We start from the raw sequence: 18,015 nt of genomic DNA on the forward strand, positions 1-18,015 counted from the left end.
CGACCTACTCCAACCGGCGCAGGAAGCGGGCCGGCTGGTCGAGGAAGCCGCGCCAGGTCCGCACCAGGTCGAGGTCGTCGTAGCGGCAGGGGCGCAGGCCCGTCTCGTCGAGCTCGTAGAGGTCGGCTCCGGGGAGGGCCGCGAGGATCGGCGAGTGCGTGGAGAGGACGACCTGCGAGCCGCCGGCGACCAGATCGCGCAGCTGCCCGATCAGGGCGAGGCAGCCCGACACCGAGAGGGCCGACTCAGGCTCGTCGAGGAGCCACAGCCCGCTGATCCGGGAGCGGTTCGCCACGATGTCGAGGAACGACTCGCCGTGGCTCCGCTCGTGGTACCCGCCGTCGATCCCCACCTCCTCCAGGTAGCTGAAGAAGCCGTGCATCGTCTCGGCGCGGAGGAAGAAGCCGCGCTTGGACGCCCCGGCCCCGCGGACCAGCTGGAGGTGCTCGGCCAGGTCCGACTCCGAGGCGCGGGAGGAGTGCATCGCACCCGTGGATCCGCCCTCCGCGTTCAGCCCGTAGGCGAGGGCGACCGCCTCGAGCAGCGTCGACTTGCCCGAGCCGTTCTCGCCGGTGATCACCGTCACCTGGCCGAGATCCCAGCCCTCGGCCAGCACCTGCCGCACGGGCGCGAGCGTCGCGGGCCACCGCGCGAGGTCGGCGGGGTGCTCGGGTCGGGCCTGCACGCGGCGCACCGGGAGGGTCGAGAACACCCGGTCAGTCAAGCAGGTCGACGCTCCAGCCGGCCTCGGCCAGCGCGCGGGCCGTGTCGGCGCGGGGGGAGTAGGGGAGGTCGTCGGCGCCGACCACGCGGTAGTCGGTGTCGCCGGGGCCGACCCAGAGGACGGAGTCGGACGGGCCGGCCCGGTGCAGCGCGGCGCGGACGGCGTCGGCCGGCTCCGCGATCTCGAGCACCTCGCAGCGCTCGACGCGGCGCGCGCCGTCGACCAGGGCGCGGCGGATCCGCGCCGGGTCCTCGAAGCGCGGGTGGTGGTCGGTGACGATCACCAGGTCGGCGCGCTCGGCGGCGGCCCGGCCCATCGGCGCGCGCTTGCTCGGGTCGCGGTCGCCGTCGGCGCCGAGGAGGACGAGCACGCGGCCGGGCGTCACCTCGCGGAGGGCGTCGACGGTGCGCGCGACCGAGTCGGGGGTGTGCGAGAAGTCGAGGAAGACCCGCGGCCCGTCGGCACCGGACACGAGCAGCGTCCGCCCGGGCACGGTGACGTCGATCCCGGAGCCGACCGCCGCGGCCACCCGGTCGCGCGCGTGGCCCGCCTCGATCAGCATCACCAGCGCGAGGGCCGCGTTCGAGGCCATGTGGCGGCCGAGGAGCGGGACGGAGGTGGTCGTCGACCAGCCGTCGCGGGCGGTGAGCCGGAAGCGGGTGCGGTCGACCGCGGTCTCGAGCACGTCGATCCGCCAGTCGGCTCCGTCCCCGGCCGAGAGCGTGACGACCGGGACAGAGGCTTCGCGGGCGACCCGGCGCCCCGCCTCGGTGTCGACGACCACGACGCCGCGGCGGCTCCGCTCGGGCGTGAACAGGCGCTGCTTGGCGCGGAGGTACTCGTCCAGGTCGCCGAAGTCGTCGAGGTGGTCGTGGCTGAGGTTGGTGAACCCGGCGACGTCGAGCACGATCCCCTCCATCCGGGAGCGCACGAGCGCCTGAGCGCTGACCTCGATCGCCGCCGCCTCGACGCCGTCCTCCGCCATCCGGGCGAGGAGCGCGTGCAGCTCGGAGGCCTCGGGCGTGGTGAGGCGGCTGGCGACCACGTGGTCGGCGCTGCGGCGCTCGGCGGTGGAGCTCAGCCCCGAGACGACGCCCAGCTGCCGGAGCACCGCGTCGAGGAGGTGCACGGTGCTGGTCTTGCCGTTGGTGCCGGTCACGCCGAGGAGCACCGGTCCGCTCCTCGTGCCGTACACCTGCGCGGCGACCGGGCCGAGGGCGGTGCGGGGGTCGTCGCTGAGGAGGACGGGCAGTCCGGAGGCGCGCGCCTCGTCGAGCCCGCCCGCGTCGGTGAGCACGGCGACCGCTCCTGCCGCCGCCGCGTCGGCCGCGAACCGGGCGCCGTGGCTCCTCCTCCCGGGGAGCGCGGCGAAGAGGGCGCCGGGGCCCGCCTCGGTGTGCGCGACGGTCACCGCGGTGATGCGGACGTCGGAGCCGTCGCCGTGGAGGCGGAGCCGATCGCTCGCGAGGTCGGCGAGCGCGACACCGGCGGCGTGGAGCGGTTCGAGGAGCCGGAACACCGGCATGCGGGCCTCCTGCGGGGCGGGCGGGGCGGTGTCGCCGAGGGCCCGCGGGCGCCGCCGGGCGACCGGAGGGGGAGGGCCGGGAGGCCCATGCCTCAGCCTGCGCGCCGCTCCCCCCGATCGGGGAGGCCCTTGCCACCGCCCGCGCGGGCCGCTACCCGCCTCCGCCTACTGCCGCGAGAACGCTTCCTGGTACAGCGCCGCGAGCTCGGGGGAGCTCTCACCGCTGAGGCCGCAGGTCAGGATCGTGTCACCGTCGGCCGCGACCAGGTAGTCGACCCCGGTCTCGAAGACGATGGGGGCCCCGTCCACCGCCGTCTCCCTGCCCTGGGTGACTGTGACGCCGTCGCCGACCTCGCCCGCGTAGCGCTCGAGCACGTGCAGGGTGACGGTGCTCCCGTCGATCGAGCGGACCTCGGCCCGGAACGCGAGCTGAGCGGGGGCCAGCGCGGCGGCCGTCACCGGCGAGCACGCGGCCATCGGCCCGCCCGTGCTCGGCAGGATCAGCGTCGAGGTGCTGCCCCCGCCCACGCCGAGCGCGAAGGGCAGCAGGAGGGAGGCGGCGGCCCCGGCGCTCAGCGCGCCGACTCCCACGATCAGCCAGGGGGAGCGGCGGCGGGAGTGCACCGTCCGCGTGCCCTCGCCCGTCGCGGCGGCGATCTGCTCGGCGAGCTCGTCGCGGTCGAGCGCGGGGAGGCTCCGCGCGGGGTCGACCGTGCGGAGGAGACGGCGGACGTCCTCGTCGTCGGTTCCGGTCATCGGAGTCCCCCTTCGGGTGCATGCGGGTCGGTGGAGTCGTAGAGCTCGGCGAAGCGGCGCCGCGCGCGATGGAGGCGGATCGAGACGGCGTTCGCCGTGACTCCGAGGACCGCGGCGATCCCGCGGACGTCGAGCTCCTCCCACGCCCAGAGGCGCAGCAGCTCGGCGTCCTGCTCGCGCATCCGGGCGAGCACGAGGCGCACGGTCTCCTCCGCGCCCGACGCCTCGCCCTCGTCGATCTGCACCTGGGGCGGATCGACGACCGCGATCCGCTGGGCGAGCATGACCTGGCGGCGCTGCATCCGCCGGGCGTTCTGCAGCTGGAGCCGGGCGACGCCGATCGCCCACGGCACCGGGTCGTCCTCGGGGACGTCGGCGCTGCGGCGCCAGAGCACCGAGAGCGTCGCGGCGAGCACGTCGTCGGCGGTGGCGGAGTCGGTGCGCCGCCAGAGGTAGCGGCGGACGGGATCGGCGACCGCGGCGGCGACCGCGGCGAACCGGTCGGGACCCGCGAGGGGAGCTGGCATGTGCCTCATGCTCCCTCCTGTCCGGGATCGGCGCACATCTTTCACCGGCGCGCCGAGCGGGACTCCGCGCTCTCCCAGCAGCGCGGGAGCGCGGGTCGGCGCTCAACGCCGCGAGGCGCCCACGAACTCCAGCCAGCCGGCCACGAACGGCTCGATGTCGTCCACCTCGTCCAGCGCGAGAGCGTCCAGATCGACTCCGCGGCACTCCAGCGTGAGGACGTGCCCCCGCACCCAGGCGGCCGCGCGCACGGCCCCGGCTCCCTCCCACACCTCGAAGGGCTCCGGAGCCCCGTCGACCGCGATCTCCGCGATCCGCGTGGGAGCGGGCAGCGCCTCCGGCTGCACGAACGAGACGGGCGCCTCCTCCCGGCAGCAGAGCAGCGCGACGTCGTGCCGCGGATCGCCGAGGGTCGTGCGGATCTCGACGGAGGGCCCCGGCCCGCCCGGGACCGCGTCGTCGGCGAGGAACGAGAGCCCCCGGGGGCCGCCCGTCAGCGTCCACTCAGCCAGCAGCCGCGGACCGCTCCAGCCCGAGACCGCCCAGAGCGGGAGGTCGCCGAACGACCCGCGGATCCGCGCGACCCGCTCGGCGAGGTGCGCGGAGAACTCCTCCTCGCCGAGACGCCGCGCTCCGTCCATGGCCCGATCGTAGGTCGGGTGCCGCGGCACGGCCAGACCCCTCGCTACTGTGAACGTCGACCCCCGCCTCCCTTCCCCGCCGAGGAGCCCCATGCCCATCTGGACCCTGCACGGAGACGGCCGCACCGTCGAGCCCGGCGCCGTCGTCGCCCCCGGCGAGCGGCTCGCCTGGCCGGCCACGATCGCCATCGGAATCCAGCACGTCGTCGCCATGTTCGGAGCGACGTTCCTCGTGCCCGTGCTCACCGGGTTCCCGGTCGCCACGACCCTGCTCTTCTCCGGAGTCGGGACGCTGCTGTTCCTCCTGATCACGCGCAACCGGCTCCCCAGCTACCTCGGCTCGAGCTTCGCCTTCATCGCGCCCGTCACAGCCGCGACCGCCGTCGGAGGGACGGGGTCGGCGCTCGCCGGAGTCGTCGCCGTGGGCCTCCTCCTGGCTGCCGTCGGCGTCCTCGTGCAGGTCGTCGGCCTGGGCTGGATCGACAGGCTGATGCCCCCGGTCGTCGCCGGCGCGATCGTCGCCCTGATCGGGTTCAACCTGGCTCCGACCGCGTACCTCAGCTTCAAGCAGGCGCCGATCACCGGGACGATCACGCTCGCCGCGATCATCCTGTCGAGCGTCTTCCTCCGCGGCTTCCTCGGCCGCGTCTCGATCTTCCTCGGCGTGGTCATCGGCTACGTCGTCGCCCTGCTGCGGAACGAGATCGACTACTCCGCGGTCGGTGCGGCCGACTGGTTCGGGCTGCCGCCGTTCACCTTCCCCGACTTCGCCTCCGGATCCACGTGGTCGGGCATCGCGATGTTCCTGCCGGTCGTGCTCGTCCTCATCGCCGAGAACGTCGGACACGTCCGCGGCGTCGCGACGATGACCGACGCCTCCGCCAACGCCAGCACCGGCCGGGCCCTGATCGCGGACGGTGTGGCGACCACCCTCTCCGGCGCCTTCGGCGGCTCCGGCACCACGACCTACGGCGAGAACATCGGAGTGATGGCGGCCACCCGCGTGTACTCGACGGCCGCCTACTGGGTCGCCGGCGTCACCGCGATCCTGCTCAGCCTCTCGCCCAAGGTCGGCGCCGTCTTCAACTCGATCCCGGCCGGAGTGCTGGGCGGCGCGACCACCGCGCTCTACGGCCTGATCGGCGTGATCGGCATCAAGATCTGGATCGACAACCGCGTCGACTTCTCGCGCCCGGTCAACCAGTACACCGCCGCGGTCTCCCTCGTGATCGCGATCGCCGGCTTCTCGTTCTCCTCCGGCGGCTTCGAGCTCGGCGGCATCGTCCTCGGCGCCGGCGCCGCCCTCGTGATCTACCACCTGGGCAACGCCATCGCCCGCTGGCGCCGCACCGGCGCCGACGACGGCGGCCCCCTCCCCGCCATCGGCCAGCTCGGCGGGGACCCGCAGGACCGCTGACCGCGGCCTGCTCCGTCCTGCCGCTCCCGAGACGCCGCCGTGCCGTCCGGACGCCGCCCTCCGGCGGACGTCCCGGCGCGCGCGGCGGCGTCTCGGGCGCCCGCCGGAGCTGTCCCGGCGCGCGCACCGCAGCACCGCCTCCGCTTACCACGTTCGGGGCAGTCCGCAACCCGGTGCGCTCCCAGGCGGCTCCCGCCTAACGTCGAGCGTGACGACCGCAGCAGCGGAACGCCGCACACCGAGTGAGACAGCAAGGAGCACCACCGTGCCGCAGATCATCGAGACCGTCGACGTCAACGTCCCCGTGTCCGTCGCCTACAACCAGTGGACCCAGTTCGAGGAGTTCCCGCGCTTCCTCGACGAGGTCGAGTCGATCCAGCAGGTCACCGACACCCTCACCGTCTGGAAGGTGAAGGTCGGCCCCGTCGAGCGCGAGTTCGAGGCGAACATCACCGAGCAGCACCCCGACGAGCGCGTCGCGTGGAACAGCACCGGCGGCGAGACCGACCACGCCGGCGTCGTCACCTTCCACAAGCTCTCCGACACCGAGACCCGCGTCACCGTGCAGCTCGACTGGGAGCCCAAGGGCTTCCTCGAGACGCTCGGCTCGCTCGTCGGCGCCGGCAGCCACGCCGTGAAGAAGGACCTGAACAACTTCAAGGAGTACATCGAGAAGCAGGGCACCCCCGACGGTGCCTGGCGCGGCGACGTCGAGGCCTGAGCCGTGACCGACGCAGCCACCTCGTCCGAGGGCGAGAAGAAGGCGAACGGTCTCGGCGACGACGAGACCATCCCGCACTCCGAGGACGGGCTGGCGGTGGGGGTCTCCGGAGACTCGCACTTCAACCCCGAGGAGGACGCTCCCGAGGAGCCCTCCGAGAGCTGACGCTCTCCTCCGGGGAGCCCGACCGCTCTCCTCCGCGAGATGCCACTTGTGCACACGACACGCCGCGAGGCACGCGCACAGGTGGCATCTCGCGGTTGAAGGCTCAGCGCCAGGCCCGGGTGTACTGCGGCGGCACCGGCAGGTCCGCGCCGAGCTCGTGCGCCATCCGCACCGGAGCGTTCGGGTCGCGCAGCAGCTCGCGGGCGAGCAGCACGACGTCGGCATCGCCGTTCGCGACCACGCCCTCCGCCTGCTCCGCCGTGGTGATGAGTCCCACGGCGCCGACCAGCGCACCGGTCGCCTTCCGCAGGTCGCGCGCGAACGGCACCTGGTAGAGCGGCGCCACCGGGATGCTGGCGTGCACGAGTCCGCCGGTCGACACGTCGAAGAGGTCCACGCCCTCGGCGCGCGCCCACTCCGAGACGGTGATCGTCTCCTCCAGTGTCCAGCCGCCCTCGGCCCAGTCGGTCGCGGAGAAGCGGACGAGCAGCACGAGCTCCCCGATCTCGGCGCGGACCGCGCGGACGACCTCGAGCAGCAGGCGCGCCCGGTTCTCGAGGGAGCCGCCGTAGAAGTCCTCGCGCGTGTTCGAGAGCGGCGACAGGAACTGGTGGAGCAGGTACCCGTGCGCGGCGTGCAGCTCGATCACGTCGAAGCCGGCGTCCGCGGCGCGGCGGGCGGAGGCGCGGAACGCCTCGACGACGCCGGGCAGCTCGTCCGCCGCCAGCTCGCGCGGCTCCGCATAGCCCTCGAACGCGACGGCCGAGGGAGCGACGGTCGGCCAGCCGCCGTCCTCCAGCGGCACGGATCCGCGTCCGCTCCATTCGCGGTAGGTCGACGCCTTCCGGCCCGCGTGGGCGAGCTGCACGCCCGCGAGCGCGCCCTGCCCGTGCACGAACTCGACGATCGGAGCCCAGGCGTCGCGCTGCTCGTCGTTCCACAGCCCGGTGTCCCAGGGGCTGATCCGCCCCTCGGGGACGACGGCGGTGGCCTCCGCGATGACGACGCCCGATCCGCCGCGCGCGAGCCCGCCGAGGTGCACGAGGTGCCACGAGGTGGGCACGCCGTCCTGCGCCTCCACCGAGTACTGGCACATCGGTGCCGCCCAGAGGCGGTTGCGCGCGGTCCTCGAGCGGAGCGTCAGCGGCTGGAACAAGGCGGTGTCGGTCATGTCTCTCCTGTCGTGCTTCTCCGCGGAACGCCGCTTCGGTAGGGGATACGCCGGTGAGGGCGCACGCCGGCGGCATCTCGCGGAGGGGGTCACGTGCTCCAACCGGGAGGAGAGCCCGGCTATGCCCGGATCAGCGCGGCCAGGTCGCCCCGGGCGCGTCCTGCCAGACGGTGCTCGGCGGAGCGAGCGACTCCAGCTCCTCGAACAGCGCGTCGGGGATCTCGAGCGCGTCGTCGGCCACGAAGGAGTCGTAGTGCTCGGCGGAGGTGGCGCCGACGACCGTCGTCGTCACGCGGGGGTCGCGCGTCGAGAACTGCAGCGCGGCGGCGGCGAGCGGCACGCCCGCCCGCTCGCAGGCCGCTCCCATCGCCGCGACGGCGTCGACGATCTCGCGCGGCGCCGGCCGGTAGGCGTAGGAGGCGACCGGCTCCGGCCAGCGTGCGAGGGCGCCTCCGCCGTAGACCGCCGCGTTGACGACGATCACGCCGCGGTCGACGGACGCGTCGATCAGCTCCTCGGAGGAGCGGTCGACCATCGTGAAGCGGTTGTGGGTGATCACGGCGTCGAACAGGCCGGTGTCGACGTAGTGGCGCAGCATCGGCGCGGGTCCGCCGGAGATCCCGATCGAGAGGGCGACGCCCGCCTCCTTCATCGCGACGAGCGCGCGGACCGGGCCGTCCTCGGCGAAGGCCTCGTCGTACGAGATGCGCTCCGGGTCGTGCAGGTAGAGCAGGGGGAGGACGTCCATACCGAGGCGCTCGCGGCTCTCGTCGAGGCTGCGGCGCATCCGCTCGGCCGAGTAGCTGCCGGTGCTCGGGTCGCGGTCGAGCTTGGTGACCACGGTGATCCCCTCGGGGACGCCGCCGCGGGCCTGCAGGGCCTCGCCGATCAGGCGCTCGCTGTGGCCGCCGGCGTACTCGTTGGACGTGTCGACGACGGAGACGGCGCGGGTGGCGGCGTCGGAGTCGAGGACGCGCTCGAGGGCCGGCACCCGGTCGAGGTCGGCGACGCGCTCGGGGCGCCAGGAGGTGCCGAGGGTCAGCCGGGTGACGGTGGCGCCGGACGGGCCGAAGGGCCGGAGGCGGGAGGACTGCGGAGTCATCCGCTCAGCCTGGCAGCGCCGGGGTCCTCCCCGCATCCCGCGGAGGATGAACGGTCAGTGGACGAGAGTGCTCAGCCCGACCACGCCGAAGCCCAGGAGCGTCGTCGAGAGCGTCCCGGCGGAGAGGTGGGCGATCCGGAAGACGGTGTCGGAGCGGCGCGGCCGCCTCCGAGGTCGACGCGGTGTCGTGCTCGACGGGATCCCTCCGCGGGGCCTTCCTCGGGGCGCGATGACCGGCGGCGGTCCGGCGCGAGGCCGCCGTGACGGCCGGACGCGGGCCGGTGGTGCGGCCTAGGCTCGGCGCGTGACCGTCGATACCGCCGCCGCCGACTCCTCCGCCCGCTCCGCCGTGCTCGACGCTCTCGCCACTCCGGCGCTGGTGCTCGACGAGGCGGTGCTCGACCGCGACATCGCCGCCGTCGCCGCGGCGGCCCGCGAGCGGGGTCTGGCGCTCCGCCCCCACGCGAAGACCCACAAGTCGCTCGAGATCGCCCGGCGCCAGCTCGCCGCGGGGGCCGTCGGGCTCACCGTCGCGACCGTCTCGGAGGCCGAGGTCTTCGCCGCGGGAGGGATCCGCGACCTCTTCATCGCCTACCCGCTCTGGCTCGACGCCGAGCGCGCCGGGCGGCTCCGCCACGTCCTCGCGAGCGCCCGGGTGCGGGTCGGCGTCGACTCGGCGGAGTCGGCCGAGCGCCTGGCCGCGGCCCTGCCCGAGCGCGAGGGGCTCGAGGTCGTCGTCGAGATCGACTCCGGCCACCACCGCAGCGGCGTGCTCCCCGCCGAAGCCGGCGCGATCGCCGCGGCCGCCGTCTCCGCCGGGCTCGACGTCGCCGGCGTCTTCACCTTCCCCGGCCACAGCTACGCGGCCGGCAACGGAGCGGCGGCCGCCCGCGACGAGGCGCGCGCGCTCGCCGAGTCGGTCGCGTCGCTCGCGGCGTCCGGAGTCGAGGCCCGCGTGGTCAGCGGAGGCTCGACCCCCTCGGCCGCGTTCGCCGACTCCTCGGTGCTCACGGAGCTGCGCCCCGGGGTCTCGGCCCTCGGCGACGCCCAGCAGTGGGAGATCGGCACGATGACGCCCGAGGACATCGCCGTCACCGTCCTCGCCACGATCGTGTCCCGCCGCGGCGACCACCTGATCGCCGACGCGGGCAGCAAGGTGCTCTCCTCCGATCGTGGCGCGGCCTCGAGCGGCTTCGGCCGCCTCCCGGAGCACCCGGAGGCGCGCATCCCGGTGCTCTCGGAGCACCATGCGACGATCACCGGTGTCGACCTGCCCGTGGGGACGCGGGTGCGGATCGCGCCGAACCACGTCTGCGTCGCGGTGAACCTGGCCGACGAGTACCGCGTCCTCCTCCGCGACGGCGGCGGCGCCGTCTGGCCCGTCGACGCCCGCGGGCGGAACAGCTAGGCGATCCGCGAGCGCGGGATCCGCAGGCCGAGCAGCGCGCTCGCCGCCAGCAGCACGAAGGCGGAGGCGAAGGCCGCGGTCGGCGATGCGGCGTCGGCGAGAGCGCCTGCGAGCAGCGGCCCGATCACGCCGCCCAGGTCGGACGCGGCCTGGAACACCGAGACCGGCTTGCCGCCGCGCTCGCCCGCGGCGTCACCGACCAGCGCGCCCGGGGCCGTGCCCATGAAGGCGGCCGCCGCTCCGTAGACGCAGAGCAGCACGACGAGCAGCCACAGCTCCGAGACGAACGGCATCGCCAGCATCGCCACCGCCGCGACGGAGAATCCGCCGATCAGCGCCGGGCGCCGGCCGACCGTGTCGACGAAGCGGCCGGCGGGCGCTAGCGCGATCGTCTGCACCACCGCGGCGATCGCGAACGCGATGCCGGTCCAGGCGGGCTGCCCGCCGAGCCCCTCGACGACGAGCACGGGGACGAGCGTCGCGCGGACGCCCATCGCCGACCAGCCGAGGGCGAAGTTCGCCAGCACCGCGCTCTGGTACCGGCGGTCGCGAGCCACCTCGCGCAGCGGCTTCGTCCTCGCCGCGGCGGACGGTGCCGCGTCGCGCTCCGGCCGCTGCAGCAGGATCAGCCCGACGAGCCCCGCGATCGCGAGCGTGCCGGCGTAGAAGAAGAAGGGGGCGGTGAGCGAGATCGCCGTGAGCACGCCGCCCACCGCGGGGCCCGCCATGCCGCCGAGCAGGAAGCCGCCCTGGTAGAAGCCGATCGAGCGGCCGCGCCGCTCCGGGCTCGCGGTGCGCAGGAGGAGCGTCATCGCCGCGACGGAGAACATCGCGGAGCCGATGCCGCCGGCTCCGCGCAGCAGGAGGAGGTGCGGGTAGTCGGAGGCGAAGCCGACCAGCGCCGAGGAGAGCGCGACGATGCCGATGCCGACGGCGAGCACGACCCGCTCGCCGAACCGGTCGACGAGCGGCCCCACGAACGGATTCGCGACCAGCCGCATCAGCGCGAACGCCGAGACGACCGCGCCGACCGCCGTGTAGTCGACGCCGAAGCTGCGCACGTAGGTCGGCAGCACCGGCACGACGACGCCGAACCCCAGCATCACGAAGAAGGCGACGACCCCCAGCACGAGCACGTCCCGCGGCAGTCGCTCGCTGTCTCGGGAACGCCACGGGAATCGCACCTGTCGACGCTACCCCCTGCCGCAGGCCCCACCCGACCCCGGACGGGAACCCACTGGGCAGCACGCCGGACGCGCCTGTCGGAGCCGTACCGCGCCGCGGCGCCGGTCGGCGAGCTCGGACCGGATACGGTCCTTCGATCCGTCCTGGAGGAACCGGTGCACCGGGAGCGGACCGGGACGGGCCCTCGACCGACAGGAGACCCGTGAGACGCACCACAGCTGTGCCGGCCCTGCTGGCGGCCACGCTCCTCCTGACCGGGTGCGGGAAGCCGGGAGGCGTGCACGAGGCTGCTCCCTGCGTCCCGCTCGAGCGCACGTGGAACGACTACGCGCCGGAACTCGATCCCGTTCTGCGTCCACCGTTTCGCGAAGCCCTCGAGGGCTTCGACGAGAGCTCCTCGAACTCGATCGCGTCCGACGCTGCTCGTCTCGCCACGAGCAATCTGCTCTCCGCGATCTCCGGGGATCGACGAGCGAGCGAGTACTTCTGGAACGCCATGGACCTGATCGGCCGTGAGTGCGCCGAGGCGGGAGTCCCGCTGTCGTTCGACCACCACGGCGAGCAGCTGACGACGGGGAGCAGCGCCGACCTTGGGCGCCCGCCCTGGGCTCTCGATCCGCCGCCTCAGCCGGAGAGCGGCACGATCGAGCCGACGATCCCGGAGTAGCTCACGTAGTAGAGGACGCCGTCGCGGTGGAGGACGCCGCGGCCGGGGTAGCTCTCGTCCGGTCCGTCGGGCCCGTCGAGGAAGCCCGGAGCCGCGGTGTCGTCGGCGGTGAACCCGTCGGCGAGGAGCACGGCGCTCCGGTCAGGCCACTCCGCGTCCGGGACCGCCAGCTGCCCGACCACGACCGACACGTCGCCCTGGCCGCTCCACCGGCAGAGCACCCCGTCCTCGGCGATCTCCTGCACGACGGGGTAGTCGGCGTCGTAGACCGTCGCCTCGGGCGAGAGGGCGAGACCGTCCTCGGCGAGCGACGCCTCCTCCTCGGCGGTGAGCAGGTCCTCGCAGGGGAGCAGGGCGGTGGCCGGGGTCGCGGTGGGCAGCGGAGTCGCGCTGCCGGCGCTCGCGGTCGGCACGGCACTGCTCGGCGTCGGAGCGCTCGAGATCAGCGGTGGAGCGGTCGTCGGGGCCGTCCCCTCGTCGGCGCTTCCCGTGCAGCCGCTCAGCGCGAGCAGCCCCGCCGCGCAGGCGAGCAGCGCACCGGCGCCCCTCGCGGTCGTCGTCCGGATCATCGCGAGCCCCCTCGTCCGCGGCGGCCGCGTCGCCGCCCCCTCGATCCTCTCCTCCGCTCTCGCCGGCTGTCCACCGCCCCCGGCCGACGCCGGGGCGACTACCGCTTCGGCCCCGCGCCGATCGCCCAGACCCGCGGCGGCACGGTGCCGTTGACCGCGTGGTCGCCGACGATCCGCGCCTTGAACACCCACGGATTGTGGCTCGCGGCCGTGCGCGCATTGCGCCAGTGCCGGTCGAGGTTCTTGCGGGTGCTCACCCCGGAGGCGCCCAGCGCGTCGAAGAGGTCGGAGGTCGCCCGGGTGGCCAGCTGCGTCAGGACGATCTGGGCCTGCGCCGTCTCGAGCTCGGCGAGGTCGTTCTGCCGCTCGTCCTCGAGCGGGTCGCCGTCGAGGGCCGCGTCGTGCGCCCGCTGCAGCGCGACCGCCGCGCGCTCCACGATCGCCGCTCCCGCATAGGCGGCGGCCGAGACCTGTCCCACCACCTGCAGGATCTGCGGATCCGCCGCGAACGACTCGGCGTTCCCGTGCGAGAAGATCCGCGTCCGCGTCCGCACTTCGGCCGCGATCTCGCGCTCGGCCCCCGCGATCGAGCCCGCCAGCACGGCCAGCAGCACCGCCTGGTAGAACGCGGTCTGGTAGCGGAACCGGGTCTCGAAGTCGATCACGTCCTCGGCCGCGACCACCGCCTCCGTGAAGGTGCTCGTCCCCGAGCCTGTGGTGCGCTGGCCGAAGCCGTCCCAGTCGTCGGCGTGCTCGACGCCCGCCTGGCGAGCGTCGACGATCGCGATCACCTTCTGCCCGGTGTCGGTGCGCTGGGCGAAGGTGTCGATCCAGTCGGCGAAGACGCTGCCGGTGGAGTAGTACTTCGTGCCGGTCACCGTGAACCGCGTCGGGTCGCCCTCGACCGGAGCGACCTTCGTCTGCACGTCGCCGATCGCGACCGTGCCGACCTCGGTCCAGGCGTTGCCGCCGAGCTCGCCGTCGGCGAAGCGCCGGAGCCAGCGCTCGCGGGTCCCGTCGGTCGCGAGCAGCCGGTCCTCGACCAGGGCGAAGTGGCCGCGGAGCGCCTGGGGCAGGTTGGAGTCGGCGGCGGCCAGCTCCGTCAGCAGGCGGAACAGCTGGGGGAGGCTCGCGCCGGCCCCGCCGGACTCCAGCGGCACGCGCACCGCGCCGAACCCGGCGTCCGCCAGCGCTCGGATCTGCGCGACCGGCAGCTCGCGTGCGCTCTCCCGCGCCGCCGCTCCCGCCGCGATCTCGGCGAACAGCGGCCGGAACCGCCCCGCCAGCTCCTCGTAGTCCACCTCGGGCACGGCCCGCAGATCGGTCGCGGTCATCGTCGGCTCCTGTTCCGCTGCGCCCACCCCGGGCGGCTCGTGCTCGACGGTAGGGGAGGAGCCCGGTCCGCGGTCCGCCCGTGACGCCCGGTGTCCCTCCGTGACCTCCGGTGTCCCTCCGTGACGCCCGGATCGGGGAATGCCTCGCCCCCGGGGCTGTTGGCCCAGGGGATGTCCTCCACCACTCCCGTCCCCCCGTCCGACCCCCGCAGCGCCCTCGTCGTCGGTGCGACCGGCATCGGCGGCTCCGCCCTCGTCGACCTGCTCACCGAGCAGGGCTGGCCGGTGACCGCCCTCTCGCGCCGCCCGATCGACGCGCGCCCCGGCGTCACTCCGCTCGCCGCCGACCTGCGCTCCGCCGAGGACCTGGCCCGCGTGCTCGCCGACCAGCGCCCCACGCACGTCTTCTTCACCGCCTGGTCGCGCCAGGCGACGGAGGAGGAGAACATCGCGGTCAACGGCGGCATGGTCCGCGACCTCCTCGCCGCGCTCGCGCACGCTCCCGTCGAGCACGTCGCGCTGGTGACCGGCCTCAAGCACTACCTGGGCCCGTTCGAGGCGTACGGGCAGGGCGCGATGCCCGACACCCCGTTCCACGAGGAGGAGGAGCGCCTCGACGCCCCGAACTTCTACTACGCGCAGGAGGACGAGCTCTTCACCGCGGCCGGGCGCGCCGGGTTCAGCTGGTCGGTGCACCGCTCGCACACGGTCATCGGGCACGCCGTCGGCAACGCGATGAACATGGGGCTGACCCTCGCGGTCGCGGCGTCGATCCACCGTGCCGAGGGCACCCCGTTCGTGTTCCCCGGCTCGCTCACGCAGTGGAACGGACTCACCGACATGACCGACGCGACGATCCTCGCCGAGCAGATGCTCTGGGCGTCGACGTCGGAGGCGGGCCGAGACCAGGCCTTCAACGTGGTCAACGGCGACGTCTTCCGCTGGCGCTGGATGTGGACCCGGATCGCGGAGCACTTCGGCGTCGAGCCGGTCGGCCCGGGGGAGGAGCCGCAGCCGCTCGAGCAGCAGATGGCCGGTGCCGAGCCCGTCTGGCGGCGCCTCGTCGACGAGCACGGGCTGATCGAGCCCGACCTCTCCCGCGTCGCCTCCTGGTGGCACACCGACGCCGACCTCGGCCGGAACCTCGAGGTCGTCACCGACATCGGCAAGTCCCGCCTCGCCGGCTTCACGGCGTTCCACCGGACGGTCGACTCGTTCACGGCGCTCTTCGACCGCTACCGCGCGGAGCGCCTGATCCCCTAGCGGTTCGCTGCGGCGCCCCTCGCGATGAGCACGTCCGGCGAGAGCTGGTGGCGCACGAAGCGGAGGGTGAAGCTGCGGCGGTCTCCTCCGGAGACCCGCTCTGCGAGGACGCGGATGCCGAGGACGGCGACGACGCGCCACTGCTCGGTCTCGTGGGCGACGACGGCGCAGAAGAGGTCGCCCGGGCGCACCTCGTCGACGGTGGTGGTGAGGCTGTTCGTTCCGTGGGTCATCTGGCCGCTCCTGGTTCCGGCGGACCTCGCGGACGGCGCTTCGGGTGCGCCGCGCAGCCGTCCGCCGGTCGCTCGAGAGGGGGGCCCGAGCGGCCGGCGGCCGGTCATGCGTGCGACAGCAGGGACGAGCCCGCCGGAACGATCCCGTGCCGCAGGAGCAGTGTAGGACTGCGACCCTGACCGAGGCGCGGAATGTCAACCACTTGCGAGCACGCTCCCGGGGTTCTCAGGCCCGGAGACGACGGAACCCGCCTCCCGGGCGGGAAGGCGGGTCGTGTCGGTGTACGGCGGCGGAGCCTGATCGGGAGCGGCTCCGGCGCGGAGGGTCAGGCGGCGGGCTCGGCGCGGCGCAGCGGGACGGCGGCGTTGCTCGTCGGCTCGGGCACGATGCGGAGGCCGGCGCCGCTGTTGGCGCGCTCCATGAGTGCCTCGACCCACTCCGGGTTGATCGTGGGCTGGCGGCTGCCCTTGAACTCGAACTGGATCGGGATGGTCGGGTGCATCCACACGCCGCGGCGGCCGGTGCCGGCCTGGGGGCTCGCGTCGAGGGTGAGCAGGAAGCGCTCGTCGCGGCGGAACTTGTTGATGATGACGATCTGGAGGTGGGCGAGGGCGCGGTCCTCGACCTCGATGGCGGCGGGGGGAGTGCCGTAAAGGATGTTGCCCATGGTGTGCTCCGATCTGACGTGCGAGTGGCTGACGTCCGTCACTCTATATCGCTAGAAAGACTTCCTACTAGTTGAGCTAGCTACTTACGTCGCGGAGTGCGTTTTCTGTCCATCGCCGCCGGACGCCTCGATTCTCCGACGGATCCGGGGCACGGCAGAAGACCCTCGGAGTGAACTCCCGGGGATGCACGGCCACGGCCGCGGGGACGCCGGTCAGGCGCGGCGCTGCTCCAGCACGCCGTCGGCGTACTCGCCGATCGGCTCGCCCGCGAGCTCCTGGGCCGCGTCGACCGTCTCGGAGTCGGCCGGGCGCTCGACGATGTCGCGCATCGTCTGCAGGAAGCGGATGACGGTCCCGGCCTCGGAGGGGCTGAGCGTCTCGGCCGCCTCGAGCATGCGGCGGTGCATCTCGTCGAGCGTCTCGCGCACCTCGCGGTGGGAGGTGGGAGTGGCGACGATGCGGATGGCGCGGCGGTCGCTCGGGTGCGGCTCCCGGACCACGTGCCCGCTCTTGACCAGCCGGTCGATCAGCACGGTCGTGGAGGCGGACGAGATGCCGAGGTAGGAGGCCAGGTCCTTCGGGCTGACGTGCACGCCCTTCTGCTGGCGGCGCATGAGGAACTGCACGGCCAGCAGGTCGTTCTCGCCCATGCCCATGGATCCGCGGGTCCGGCGGCGCATCGCGGCCTCCGCCGTGCGGAAGGCGCGCATCGCGGCGAGGACCTCCACCGCTCCGGGCTCGGTCGCCTCACCCGAGAACCAGAAGGCCCCGGGTCGCTTCAGCGTGACCTCATCCATGCCGAACAGTCTAGACAGTCTTGTAGCAAGAACATCTAGTCAAGCCAACCTCCCCCGAGGTGCTTGCCTGAAAGGGCGGCGACCACTACGAAGGGACTACTAGTTAGACGAGCTAGTGACTCATTCGCGAAGGGAGCTGGACGTGCTGGACGAACTCGACCGCCTGCAGCTGCTCCCCGCCGACGTCGTGGATCCGCTGGTCGGCTCCACCCTCGCCTGTCGCTACCTCGTGCTCGAGCGGGTGGGGGAGGGCGGCAGCGCCGTCGTCTACCGCGCCCGCGACCTCCGCCTCGCCCGCCAGGTCGCGGTCAAGGTCCACCGCGACGTCCCGGACACCCCCAACGAGCGGGCGCGTCGCGAGCGCGAGATCCGCTTCCTGATCGACTCGCGTCACGCCTCCGTGGTGGACGTCCTCGACCAGGGCGAGATCCCCGGCGAGGAGGGCGACCTCGCGTTCCTCGTCCTCGAGTACTTCGACCGCAGCGACCCGGCGGCCGACTGGTTCGCCTCCGGCGACCAGCGACTCATCGCGGAGGTCGGCGCCCAGGTGGCCGATGCTCTCGCGCACCTGCACGCGCAGGGCGTCCTCCACCGCGACGTGAAGCCCGAGAACGTCCTCGTCCGCTCGCGCGCCACCGCATCCGGCTTCTCCGCGCACGAGGCCAAGCTCAGCGACTTCGGGATCGCCCGCTCGGTCGACGACGCCCGGCTCACCCGCTCCGACGTGCTGGTGGGCACCGCCGCGTACCTCAGCCCCGAGAGCCTCGGCTCCGGCCCGGTCGGACCGGCGTCCGACGTCTACTCGCTCGGGCTGGTCCTCCTCGAGGCCGTCTCGGGCCGCAGGGCCTACACCGGCACGACGCTCGAGATCTCGATCCAGCGCCTCCACCACGCGCCTGTCGTCCCGGACACGGTCCCGGCGGAGTGGCGCGAGCTGCTGACCGCGATGACCGCTCTCGATCCGGCCGACCGCCCCTCCGCCGAGGAGGTGGCACGCCGGCTCTGGGCGCGCCTGGCCGGCGGCCCCGCCGCAGCCCCCTCCCGCAGCGGAGTCACGGGCACGGTCGCCCTCGTCGCCGCGGGCCTGGTCGGCGCGGTGACGGCCCTCTCGCTCACCGGCTGGCTGGGCTGAGCGCCCCGAGC

Annotated in this window: 20 protein-coding genes; 7 read left to right on the plus strand and 13 right to left on the minus strand. The window is 73.8% G+C overall.

Translation table 11 applies throughout. The annotated features are described in order from the left end of the window. Window positions 1-4: 4 nt before the first annotated feature. The 5 genes from C5B92_RS03700 to C5B92_RS03720 form a co-directional block, all read right to left on the minus strand. Window positions 5-712 (minus strand): AAA family ATPase, encoded by a 708-nt coding sequence (locus C5B92_RS03700; RefSeq protein WP_104268547.1) that lies wholly within the window; start codon window positions 710-712, stop codon window positions 5-7. Window positions 713-716: 4 nt separating this feature from the next. Continuing rightward, entirely contained in the window at window positions 717-2,249 is a 1,533-nt protein-coding gene (locus C5B92_RS03705; RefSeq protein ID WP_104323588.1) for a Mur ligase family protein, read from the minus strand. Window positions 2,250-2,414: 165 nt separating this feature from the next. After that, window positions 2,415-3,005 (minus strand): hypothetical protein, encoded by a 591-nt coding sequence (locus C5B92_RS03710; RefSeq protein WP_104237812.1) that lies wholly within the window; start codon window positions 3,003-3,005, stop codon window positions 2,415-2,417. Further along, window positions 3,002-3,532: an RNA polymerase sigma factor gene (locus C5B92_RS03715; RefSeq protein ID WP_160033683.1), complete on the minus strand. Its 531-nt coding sequence runs from the start codon at window positions 3,530-3,532 to the stop codon at window positions 3,002-3,004. The genes C5B92_RS03710 and C5B92_RS03715 overlap by 4 nt, the downstream gene beginning before the upstream one ends. A 102-nt stretch (window positions 3,533-3,634) precedes the next feature. Then, complete coding sequence (locus C5B92_RS03720; RefSeq protein ID WP_104350079.1) at window positions 3,635-4,171, minus strand: hypothetical protein; 537 nt, start codon at window positions 4,169-4,171, stop codon at window positions 3,635-3,637. 91 nt (window positions 4,172-4,262) lie between these two features. Here C5B92_RS03720 and C5B92_RS03725 point away from each other — a divergent pair, with 91 nt between their 5' ends. The 3 genes from C5B92_RS03725 to C5B92_RS17150 all read left to right on the plus strand — a co-directional run bounded on the left by C5B92_RS03725 (window position 4,263) and on the right by C5B92_RS17150 (window position 6,474). After that, entirely contained in the window at window positions 4,263-5,588 is a 1,326-nt protein-coding gene (locus C5B92_RS03725) for a uracil-xanthine permease family protein (RefSeq protein WP_104225956.1), read from the plus strand. A 265-nt stretch (window positions 5,589-5,853) separates the two neighbouring features. Then, window positions 5,854-6,309: an SRPBCC family protein gene (locus C5B92_RS03730; protein WP_104224157.1), complete on the plus strand. Its 456-nt coding sequence runs from the start codon at window positions 5,854-5,856 to the stop codon at window positions 6,307-6,309. A 3-nt stretch (window positions 6,310-6,312) separates the two neighbouring features. Then, the gene (locus C5B92_RS17150; RefSeq protein ID WP_167299017.1) at window positions 6,313-6,474 is read left to right on the plus strand and encodes a hypothetical protein; all 162 of its coding nucleotides are present in this window, start codon (window positions 6,313-6,315) and stop codon (window positions 6,472-6,474) included. 103 nt (window positions 6,475-6,577) lie between these two features. On the opposite strand, the gene C5B92_RS03735 is transcribed toward C5B92_RS17150, so the two are convergent. Both C5B92_RS03735 and C5B92_RS03740 read right to left on the minus strand, forming a co-directional pair. Then, the gene (locus C5B92_RS03735) at window positions 6,578-7,645 is read right to left on the minus strand and encodes an NADH:flavin oxidoreductase/NADH oxidase (RefSeq protein ID WP_104350080.1); all 1,068 of its coding nucleotides are present in this window, start codon (window positions 7,643-7,645) and stop codon (window positions 6,578-6,580) included. Between the two features lie 130 nt (window positions 7,646-7,775). Beyond that, window positions 7,776-8,747, minus strand: a complete 972-nt coding sequence (locus C5B92_RS03740; protein WP_181028726.1) for an aldo/keto reductase — start codon at window positions 8,745-8,747, stop codon at window positions 7,776-7,778. Window positions 8,748-9,051: 304 nt separating this feature from the next. Between C5B92_RS03740 and C5B92_RS03745 the strand changes: the two genes are divergently transcribed. After that, window positions 9,052-10,155: an alanine racemase gene (locus C5B92_RS03745; RefSeq protein ID WP_258061247.1), complete on the plus strand. Its 1,104-nt coding sequence runs from the start codon at window positions 9,052-9,054 to the stop codon at window positions 10,153-10,155. On the opposite strand, the gene C5B92_RS03750 is transcribed toward C5B92_RS03745, so the two are convergent. Then, on the minus strand, window positions 10,152-11,339 hold the full coding sequence (locus C5B92_RS03750) for an MFS transporter (RefSeq protein WP_258061248.1): 1,188 nt from the start codon (window positions 11,337-11,339) through the stop codon (window positions 10,152-10,154). The genes C5B92_RS03745 and C5B92_RS03750 overlap by 4 nt on opposite strands. Before the next feature lie 203 nt (window positions 11,340-11,542). Here C5B92_RS03750 and C5B92_RS03755 point away from each other — a divergent pair, with 203 nt between their 5' ends. After that, on the plus strand, window positions 11,543-12,007 hold the full coding sequence (locus C5B92_RS03755; RefSeq protein WP_146079252.1) for a hypothetical protein: 465 nt from the start codon (window positions 11,543-11,545) through the stop codon (window positions 12,005-12,007). On the opposite strand, the gene C5B92_RS03760 is transcribed toward C5B92_RS03755, so the two are convergent. Then, window positions 11,965-12,576 (minus strand): hypothetical protein, encoded by a 612-nt coding sequence (locus C5B92_RS03760; RefSeq protein ID WP_104254881.1) that lies wholly within the window; start codon window positions 12,574-12,576, stop codon window positions 11,965-11,967. The genes C5B92_RS03755 and C5B92_RS03760 overlap by 43 nt on opposite strands. A 98-nt stretch (window positions 12,577-12,674) precedes the next feature. Beyond that, window positions 12,675-13,910 (minus strand): acyl-CoA dehydrogenase family protein, encoded by a 1,236-nt coding sequence (locus tag C5B92_RS03770; protein ID WP_104254880.1) that lies wholly within the window; start codon window positions 13,908-13,910, stop codon window positions 12,675-12,677. Window positions 13,911-14,081: 171 nt separating this feature from the next. On the opposite strand from C5B92_RS03770, the gene C5B92_RS03775 reads away from it, so the two are divergent. Beyond that, window positions 14,082-15,173: an SDR family oxidoreductase gene (locus tag C5B92_RS03775; protein ID WP_104350082.1), complete on the plus strand. Its 1,092-nt coding sequence runs from the start codon at window positions 14,082-14,084 to the stop codon at window positions 15,171-15,173. Here the strand turns inward: C5B92_RS03775 and C5B92_RS03780 are convergent. From C5B92_RS03780 to C5B92_RS03790, 3 genes are all read right to left on the minus strand, one after another. Then, complete coding sequence (locus C5B92_RS03780) at window positions 15,170-15,406, minus strand: hypothetical protein (RefSeq protein ID WP_104225949.1); 237 nt, start codon at window positions 15,404-15,406, stop codon at window positions 15,170-15,172. The genes C5B92_RS03775 and C5B92_RS03780 overlap by 4 nt on opposite strands. 326 nt (window positions 15,407-15,732) lie before the next feature. Continuing rightward, a complete protein-coding gene (locus C5B92_RS03785; RefSeq protein WP_104224199.1) occupies window positions 15,733-16,074 on the minus strand; it encodes an ATP-dependent DNA ligase in 342 nt (113 codons plus the stop codon). Between the two features lie 213 nt (window positions 16,075-16,287). Next, window positions 16,288-16,872 carry a MarR family winged helix-turn-helix transcriptional regulator gene (locus tag C5B92_RS03790; RefSeq protein WP_104350083.1) on the minus strand — a complete coding sequence of 195 codons (585 nt, stop codon included), beginning with the start codon at window positions 16,870-16,872 and terminating at the stop codon, window positions 16,288-16,290. 142 nt (window positions 16,873-17,014) lie between these two features. Here C5B92_RS03790 and C5B92_RS03795 point away from each other — a divergent pair, with 142 nt between their 5' ends. Beyond that, the gene (locus C5B92_RS03795; RefSeq protein ID WP_181028727.1) at window positions 17,015-18,004 is read left to right on the plus strand and encodes a serine/threonine-protein kinase; all 990 of its coding nucleotides are present in this window, start codon (window positions 17,015-17,017) and stop codon (window positions 18,002-18,004) included. Window positions 18,005-18,015 lie beyond the last annotated feature (11 nt).

Origin of the sequence: Rathayibacter sp. AY1A4, from assembly GCF_002930955.1 — a bacterium.
Taxonomy (GTDB): Bacteria; Actinomycetota; Actinomycetes; order Actinomycetales; family Microbacteriaceae; genus Rathayibacter.

Coding starts and splice junctions, on each gene's coding strand:
- C5B92_RS03720 (WP_104350079.1), bottom strand. CDS start 4,171: ATGGACGGAGCGCGGCGTCTCGGCGAGGAGGAGTTCTCCGCGCACCTC.
- C5B92_RS03725 (WP_104225956.1), top strand. CDS start 4,263: ATGCCCATCTGGACCCTGCACGGAGACGGCCGCACCGTCGAGCCCGGC.
- C5B92_RS03740 (WP_181028726.1), bottom strand. CDS start 8,747: ATGACTCCGCAGTCCTCCCGCCTCCGGCCCTTCGGCCCGTCCGGCGCC.
- C5B92_RS03735 (WP_104350080.1), bottom strand. CDS start 7,645: ATGACCGACACCGCCTTGTTCCAGCCGCTGACGCTCCGCTCGAGGACC.
- C5B92_RS03705 (WP_104323588.1), bottom strand. CDS start 2,249: ATGCCGGTGTTCCGGCTCCTCGAACCGCTCCACGCCGCCGGTGTCGCG.
- C5B92_RS03780 (WP_104225949.1), bottom strand. CDS start 15,406: ATGACCCACGGAACGAACAGCCTCACCACCACCGTCGACGAGGTGCGC.
- C5B92_RS03710 (WP_104237812.1), bottom strand. CDS start 3,005: ATGACCGGAACCGACGACGAGGACGTCCGCCGTCTCCTCCGCACGGTC.
- C5B92_RS03790 (WP_104350083.1), bottom strand. CDS start 16,872: ATGGATGAGGTCACGCTGAAGCGACCCGGGGCCTTCTGGTTCTCGGGT.
- C5B92_RS03785 (WP_104224199.1), bottom strand. CDS start 16,074: ATGGGCAACATCCTTTACGGCACTCCCCCCGCCGCCATCGAGGTCGAG.
- C5B92_RS03770 (WP_104254880.1), bottom strand. CDS start 13,910: ATGACCGCGACCGATCTGCGGGCCGTGCCCGAGGTGGACTACGAGGAG.
- C5B92_RS03715 (WP_160033683.1), bottom strand. CDS start 3,532: ATGCCAGCTCCCCTCGCGGGTCCCGACCGGTTCGCCGCGGTCGCCGCC.
- C5B92_RS03775 (WP_104350082.1), top strand. CDS start 14,082: ATGTCCTCCACCACTCCCGTCCCCCCGTCCGACCCCCGCAGCGCCCTC.
- C5B92_RS03760 (WP_104254881.1), bottom strand. CDS start 12,576: ATGATCCGGACGACGACCGCGAGGGGCGCCGGTGCGCTGCTCGCCTGC.